The organism is Paenibacillus sp. VTT E-133280, assembly GCF_002264385.1.
In the GTDB taxonomy this organism is placed as follows: Bacteria; Bacillota; Bacilli; order Paenibacillales; family Paenibacillaceae; genus Paenibacillus_AQ; species Paenibacillus_AQ nitricinens.
This window is the reverse complement of the sequence record NZ_NFUX01000021.1, coordinates 73,113-80,910: the sequence shown is the minus strand read 5'-3', so window position 1 is coordinate 80,910 and position 7,798 is coordinate 73,113. Positions and strand designations below refer to the sequence as shown.

Sequence of the window (7,798 nt, the reverse complement as noted above, 5' to 3'; positions counted from 1 at the left end):
CATTACTTCTTGAATCTACTTCGTACAAAATTTACTTCGTAAGCATACACTTTGTTTTATGGAGCAATACTTCTCTACATATAAATGATGCGATGCGTCCCACTATAATCAGGTTCAATAGCCATCAGCTCATCTAACCATGGAAGTCCGTAGCGGTTCAAGTAATACATGATATTGTACACTCTTTCTTGCAGTTTACCCAGTGGCATTAACGACAGCTCGATTCGCTCCCATTGACGGATTGCAGCTTCATTCTGTTTTGCCATTGCATCTTGAGCTTTCGCTTGTAAAAAAGTAATCTGATCTAAAATCTTATCTTTATTGTTATTCCCTAGTTTTAGCAGACCTGCCTGAATGGTTCCAAGCTGCTCAATCAGTGGTTCGTACATGGCGGAGAAAGTAGCTTTAGTTTCTTCGAAACGTTGTTCAATCCCCAGCTCATCCTGTGCAGCCAACCACTCATGTCTTTTACGATCTAAACCCTGTCTTACATCCTCAAAGCTTAGTTGATATTTATCCATATGCTTATGAAGCGTACCTTCCACCACTGTGAAAGACATTCTCGGGATGATCAGGGGCATTTGTCCTCCAATGGTCTCAAACGCATGATGCGGAATGGCCCAATAAGCAATCTCACCTTGACCTAGCACCGTAGCTAGAACCGGCAACACATAATCCTGCATAAGCGGACGTGTCAGCACGTTGTTACTGAATCGTTCCGGATAAACCTTCACTTCCTCCAGTAGTTCATCACGGGTGAACGATACCTGGCCCTTGCGATCGGAAAAATTGCCATCTTTCTTATGAAGCAATAATCGTACACCTTCATGTATATAAAAGAGGTTGGCATTGCCTGCCGTAACGTCAGCTTGAAGCTCATATCCTGCGTTTACGATATCAGAAGCAGAATTCATGTACGCTGTTTCCAGTGCATCATTCTGCATAATTAGCGAAGTGAAGAAAGGCTCTTCTACCTTACGAAGGTTAGGATCAGCAGAATCAAGCAGGATCAGACCGAATTTACCAAATAAAGAACCCATCAGCTTGGCAAAAGCATCCGTCATACTGTCTGATCTAAATGAAGAAGATCGAATAAATTCCATGATTTGCGGTTTAAAGTCACTATCTTGAAGTAGCGCATCCAGCTGCTCCACTACTTGCTGCCAGCTTTCCTCTTCTACGTGAATATTACTCACCGAGGAGCGTTTCTCCTCTGATTTTTCTATCTTAATCTTTATAATCTCTTGCGTACGATTCAATACATACGTATGATTCACTTCGTCCCAGTCATGATCCTCTCCTGCAATCCAGAATAATGGGACTACAGGCCGACCGAGCTGTTCTGCTGCTTCTTTTGCCGCCATAATGGTTGTCATTGCTTTATATACTACAAGCAGTGGTCCTGTAAAAAGTCCGCTTTGCTGCCCACCAGTAACCACTAATGTTCCCGGCTGTTCCAAAAGCGCCAGCGAAGCCATCACTGCATCATGTGAGTTATGCTTTTCATTATATTGTCGCAGACATGCAGCAACTTGTGTCCGGTCCGCACGGAGACCCTCACTACGATCCAGCCATTCTGCCCGAATGCTTCTACTCTCTTTACTTCGGAAATCCCCACCATACAAATGACTAACCTTCTCAAAATTTTCTATATAGTCGCGCGCGAGTGCAGATCCACCCGGGAGCGGTTCCTTAACAATATTCATTTGCTAGTGCCTCCAGTTCTACTGAGCAGTTATATGTAAATCCAAGTTCGTAAACTCTATATGATTGTATCCAAAGTCAGGGGCCGCGTCAAAAGAATTACATACCTGCAAAAAGCAATGCAAGAGCAGCCGTTTTATTTTCTTTTCCTTTAAAATGATTATTAAATATCCCCACTACATACAAGAGGCGAGAGCATAACGCTCCCGCCTGTCTAATACTCGCTATAGATTTAAGCGAATTTTTTGCTTACCCAGTGTCCTTTGGATACTTCTACTAATTCAAAGTCACTATCATTGCTCTTTTCGTTAGCAGAATAAATAGGACTACCAAGCTCATCATGCAAGTGAATACGTTTCTTGTTCACTTCAATTTCCGGATCCGGAATTGGAATAGCTGACAAGAGAGATTTAGTATAAGGATGGATAGGATTTGCATAAAGCTCTTCACTTTCCGCCAATTCTACCATTTTACCCAAGTACATAACTGCTACGCGATCACTGATATGTTTAACCATGGACAGATCATGCGCGATGAAAAGATAAGTTAGTCCCAGACGATCTTGCAATTCTTTAAGCAAGTTTACGACCTGAGCCTGGATGGATACGTCAAGCGCGGAAATCGGCTCATCACAAACGATGAACTTAGGATTTACCGCTAACGAACGGGCAATCCCAATACGTTGGCGTTGTCCACCAGAGAATTCATGCGGATAACGAGTAGCGTGATCATGGTTAAGACCAACCATATCGAGCAGCTCTTCGATCCGTTTTTTACGTTCTGCACGGCTACCAGCCATTCCGTGAATGTCCAGAGCCTCGCCGATGATATCAGAAACCGTAAAACGCGGGTTAAGTGATGCGTACGGATCTTGGAAAATCATCTGCATGTCACGGCGCATTGCTTTCATTTTGTTAGAAGGCAATTTATAAATGTCTGTACCATTATATTTCACACTTCCGGCAGTTGGCTCATACAAGCGAAGAATTGTACGTCCAGCAGTAGTCTTACCACAACCGGACTCTCCTACCATTCCAAGCGTCTCGCCCTCACGGATCGTGAAGTTAATATTATCAACAGCCTTAAGAACCTTGCCTTGACCTACATTAAAATATTTCTTAAGACCTTCTACCTCTATTAGGTTCTTACTCAAGAGTACTGCACCTCCTTGGCCATCGAATGCAGATTCCAGCAACGCGCCATATGCGTTTCGCTGAATTCTGTGGCGCCGGGATCGATTTGTTCGCAAACATGCATTGCTTCATTGCAACGCGCGGTGAACGGACATCCGATCGGCGGCTTGATCAGATCTGGCGGTGTGCCGATGATCGGAATAAGCGGCTCGCCTTTCTTTTGGTCCAGACGCGGCATTGAGCGCAGCAGACCTTTGGTATATGGATGCTGTGGATTCTTAAAGATTTCCCATCTTGTTCCGGTCTCCACAACTTCACCTGCATACATTACAATAACCCGATCACACATACCGGCAACGACGCCAAGATCATGGGTAATCAAAATGATGGAGGTACCTAGTTTTTGCTGCATCTCTCTCATAACTTCCATGATCTGCGCCTGAATGGTTACGTCAAGAGCCGTTGTAGGCTCGTCCGCTATGAGTAAAGCCGGACGGCAGGCTAGCGCGATTGCAATCATTACACGCTGGCGCATACCGCCTGAAAACTCGTGGGGATATTGGTTAAAGCGAGCCTCAGCATTTGAGATGCCAACTAATTTGAGCATCTCAATACCTTGCTTTTTCGCTTCGGCCGCTGACATTTTCTGATGTTTAATCAAAACTTCAGTGATCTGTTTGCCCACTTTGATGGTTGGGTTCAAAGAAGTCATCGGGTCTTGAAAAATCATGCCAATATCTTTACCGCGAATGGATTCCATTTCTTTCATGCTTTTGTCTAGCAGATTTTGTCCTTGGAAAATAATTTCTCCCTTTTTCACTTTTGAGGGTGGGGAAGGGATCAACCGCATAATCGATTGTGCAGTTACACTCTTACCGCTGCCGGACTCGCCGACGATGGCAACCGTTTCACCTTTGCCAATTTCAAAATTCATACCACGGACAGCTTGCACTTCTCCGCCTTTAACAAAAAACGAAACATGCAAATCTTTGACTTGTAAAATAGGTTCCATCCATAACCCTCCTACTTCTTCAGCTTAGGATCAAGCGCGTCACGAAGACCATCACCGAAAATATTGAAAGAAAGCATGGTTAAACTGATCAGAATGGCAGGGAACAGGAAGCGCCATGGATAGTACAACCAACCGGTGAGAGAATCGTTAATCATAGATCCAAGTGAAGCGATAGGAGCTTGTACACCAAGACCCAAGAAGCTTAGGAAAGCCTCGGCAAAAATTGCATTTGGTACAGAAAGTGTAATCGTTACAATAATCGGACCCACTGCGTTTGGCAGAAGGTGTTTGAACAACAGTCTCGCAGAACCGGCACCCATGGAACGGGAAGCCAATACGAACTCGCGATTCTTGAGCTGCATAATTTCACCGCGTACAATCCACGACATCGTAATCCAACCCGTAATGGTTAAGGCTAGGATGATGGTACCAAGACTTGGTTCAAGCACAACCAAGAGCAAAATTACAACAAGCAGATAAGGAATAGAGTACAAAATTTCGGAGAATTTGTTCATGATATTATCTACACGGCCGCCGAAGAAGCCCATAATACCTCCATAGATAACACCGATGAACAAGTCGATGGCTGCCGCAGCTAGACCAACGATCAAGGAGATCCGTGCGCCGTACCAAGTACGAACGAAAATATCACGTCCAAGATCATCCGTTCCAAACCAGTGATCGGAGGAAGGGGGCTTATTGGTATTCATCAAGTCATTGGAATAATAGTTATATTTCGAGAATAAGGGAGCGATAATCGCTGCTAGCACGATCAAGCCTAGAATCCCAAGCGCGGTCATCGCCATTTTGTTCTGACGCAACCGTTGCCAAGAATCTTTCCAGGCAGAGAGACTCTCCCGCTGAATTACCTCGGCTTCTTTTTCATCTACACCGACTTTTTGAAAGTCTTCCGGTTTTAGATTCATGTTTTTTAACAAGTTATTATCAGATGCCACTCTTTAGCCCTCCTTTCCTCCACTTAATTTCATACGTGGGTCAATCAATACATAAGCAATATCAGTAATGAAACGGGCTACCATGAGTAGTACACCATAGAAAATGGTAATCCCCATAATAACGGTATAGTCACGGACACCAATCGCTTCCACGAACTGTTTACCAATACCCCCAACGCCAAAGATCTGCTCGATAACAACCGAACCTGTTACGATGTTAGCTGTCATAGGTCCCATGTAAGTAACAACCGGCAGGATACCGTTACGAAGTACGTGACGGCTTAGAATAGCCATCCAGCTTAATCCCTTAGCCTTAGCCGTTTTGATATAATCCGCATTCAGAACTTCAAGCATACTTGAACGTGTCAAGCGCGCTATAAATGCTATCGGCTGAGCCGAGAGCGCTGCTACAGGAAGGAAATAATAGATTGGCCCTTTAAAACCTGAAACCGGTACCCAACCCAATTTGAAAGCGAACACATACTGTAATAATGACGCGACTACAAAGCTCGGAACCGCAATCCCCAGAACTGCCAACACCATCGCGGCGCTGTCCAGAAACTTTCTGTGATAGAGTGCCGCTAACATGCCGAGAAGAACCCCAACAATAACCGCCACAACAATTGCGACGAGTCCCAGCTTCAGCGACGCTGAAAAGGTTTGGCCAATCAAATGTGATACATCTTGATTCAGGCGTTTCATGGATACACCCAGATCACCTTGGACAATATCACCTAAATACTTAAAATACTGATGAGAGAGCGGCTTGTCCAGACCATATTGCTCCATCAAACGCGCTTTAATTTCTGGCGGTACTTTTTTCTCAGAAGTAAACGGATCCCCTGGAATAGCTTTCATCAAGAAAAAAGTTGCAGAAATCAGTACAAATAATGAAACCAACATATAGAAGAATTTATTTGCGACATAACGAACCATCCCCATCACACCTCCTCCGACAATTTTTTTGAGAGCATTATATTGATTTTATGAAAAAAACGGATTTTTGTCCATTTTCTAAATATGTTATAAATAACAATAAATAACAAATAGACGGAAATACAAAAAAAAGGGATATATATGGAGTTCCACATATATATCCCGAAGTATTGTGTTACTTCAGTCAACTAACTATTCTGTTTAATTTACATGAGCTAAATCTTAGTGCTCAAGCAAGTATCCACGAGTCAAGTCAATTGCACCACTGAAGTCAAGAGTAACACCTTTGAGGTACTCTTTAGTCAGGGAGTTGTTAGTGTAGTAGTACAATGGAATCAAAACTTGATCTTGCTCGATGAGCAATTTCTCAGCTGCTGCAAACTTGTCTTGACGTTCTTTCAAGTCAGTACTTGCTTTAGCTTCGCTGATCAATTTGTCATACTCAGGGTTAGCGTAACCAGTATCATTGTTACCGCCACCTGTTACCCACATATCAAGGAAAGTCATTGGATCATTGTAATCCGCAGTCCAACCAGCACGTGCAACTTGGTAGTTCAGGTTTTGACGGTTTTCAATAAATACAGCCCACTCTTGGTTAACGGTTTGTACGTCAATACCAAGATTGTTTTTCCACATATCAGCAATCGCCAAAGCGATTTTCTTGTGACCTTCACTTGTGTTGTAAGTCAAAGAGAATGTAGGCAGTTTATCCATACCTTCTTCTTTCAGACCTTCAGCAAGCAAAGTTTTAGCTTGTTCTAGATCTTCAGTGAAGTAACTATCTTTAACTGCTGCACGGTATTCACCATCAGCACCAGCGATACCCGGAGGTACATAACCGAATGCTGGGAATTGTCCACCTTGTACTACATTGTCAATCAAAGCTTGACGGTTAATGGACATTGCAAGAGCTTTACGGATTTTAGCGTTTGTGAATGGTTTTTCAGTGATATTGAATTCGTAGTAGTATACGGAAGCAATACCTTTACGGCTGAATTCTTTAGGAAGTTCTTTTTGCACGATTGGAATTTGTTCTGATGGAATTTCACCAGTTGGTCCACCGGCACGATCGTATTCACCGTTCTTGTAGCTGAGCAGTTCAGTTGCACCGCTGTTTACAAGGGAGAAGTCGATTTTGTTAAGTTTAATGGAATCTTTATCCCAGTATTTATCGTTTTTAGTTACAACAAGTGTTTGACCTGTAGTCCACTCAGTAAGAGTGAAAGCACCGTTAACGATCATAGTATCTTTGCTTGTTGCCCATTTTGGATTACTCTCAATGGATTTGTGTACAGGGTAATAAGTGTAGAAGGAAAGCAATCCAAGGAAGTAAGGAGTTGGGGCTTCAAGAGTAACTTCAAGAGTTTTCTCATCGACCGCTTTGATACCTACTTGACTGAAATCGGTAATTTCCTTGTTGTAGAACTTTTGAGCATTTTTGATGTAGTACAATTGATAAGCGTAAGGTGCAGCGGATGCAGCAGCAGGATCGAGCACGCGTTTCCAAGCGCGAACGAAGTCTTCTGTTGTTACAGGATCGCCATTACTCCATTGTGAATCACGGAGTTTGAAAGTATATACCAGACCGTCAGCGGAAACATCCCAGCTTTCAGCAACACCTGGTTCAGCTTGACCAGATTCAGCATTCATGCGAGTTAGACCTTCGTACATTGTTGTCAGGACAGTGTGAGCTTGGCTATCTTGAGCCAATCCTGGGTCAAATGTTGGAGGCTCAGAGCTTAGGTTAATTCTCAGTGTTTGGTCCGCAGCCAATTTCTCTTCTGTAGCCGCATTACCAGTTCCCGTGTTACCAGTGTTACCAGCGTTACCTTTATTGCCGCTGTTCGCGTTGTTTCCGCCGCAGCCAGCAAGCACTGTGCCGATAACAAGTACTAATGCAAGCATTAGCAATAGACTTTTACTCTTCTTCATCTAGCAGTTCCCCCTAAATAGAATGTGGTATATGGTTTATGATTATACAACCAGTGGTCAAAAAAATCTAGTGGTATGTTTTCAGAAAATTCTTTTTTTATTAAAACTTTAAACTTTTGTGACGT

6 protein-coding genes are annotated in these 7,798 nt (G+C 43.2%); all 6 read right to left on the bottom strand.

Features of this window, described 5'->3' with window-relative positions; genetic code table 11:
* Positions 1-74 precede the first annotated feature (74 nt).
* The 6 genes from bshC to CA600_RS11810 all read right to left on the bottom strand — a co-directional run bounded on the left by bshC (position 75) and on the right by CA600_RS11810 (position 7,673).
* A complete protein-coding gene (gene bshC, locus CA600_RS11835; protein ID WP_094870345.1) occupies positions 75-1,706 on the bottom strand; it encodes a bacillithiol biosynthesis cysteine-adding enzyme BshC in 1,632 nt (543 codons plus the stop codon).
* Positions 1,707-1,936: 230 nt separating this feature from the next.
* Positions 1,937-2,857, bottom strand: coding sequence for an ABC transporter ATP-binding protein (locus tag CA600_RS11830; protein ID WP_179281599.1), 921 nt, complete (start codon positions 2,855-2,857; stop codon positions 1,937-1,939).
* The gene (locus tag CA600_RS11825) at positions 2,854-3,849 is read right to left on the bottom strand and encodes an ABC transporter ATP-binding protein (protein WP_094870344.1); all 996 of its coding nucleotides are present in this window, start codon (positions 3,847-3,849) and stop codon (positions 2,854-2,856) included. The genes CA600_RS11830 and CA600_RS11825 overlap by 4 nt, the downstream gene beginning before the upstream one ends.
* An 11-nt stretch (positions 3,850-3,860) precedes the next feature.
* A complete protein-coding gene (locus tag CA600_RS11820) occupies positions 3,861-4,775 on the bottom strand; it encodes an ABC transporter permease (RefSeq protein WP_042194363.1) in 915 nt (304 codons plus the stop codon).
* 33 nt (positions 4,776-4,808) lie between these two features.
* A complete protein-coding gene (locus tag CA600_RS11815; protein WP_076284768.1) occupies positions 4,809-5,741 on the bottom strand; it encodes an ABC transporter permease in 933 nt (310 codons plus the stop codon).
* A 222-nt stretch (positions 5,742-5,963) separates the two neighbouring features.
* Positions 5,964-7,673, bottom strand: a complete 1,710-nt coding sequence (locus CA600_RS11810) for a peptide ABC transporter substrate-binding protein (RefSeq protein ID WP_094870343.1) — start codon at positions 7,671-7,673, stop codon at positions 5,964-5,966.
* Between the last annotated feature and the right edge of the window lie 125 nt (positions 7,674-7,798).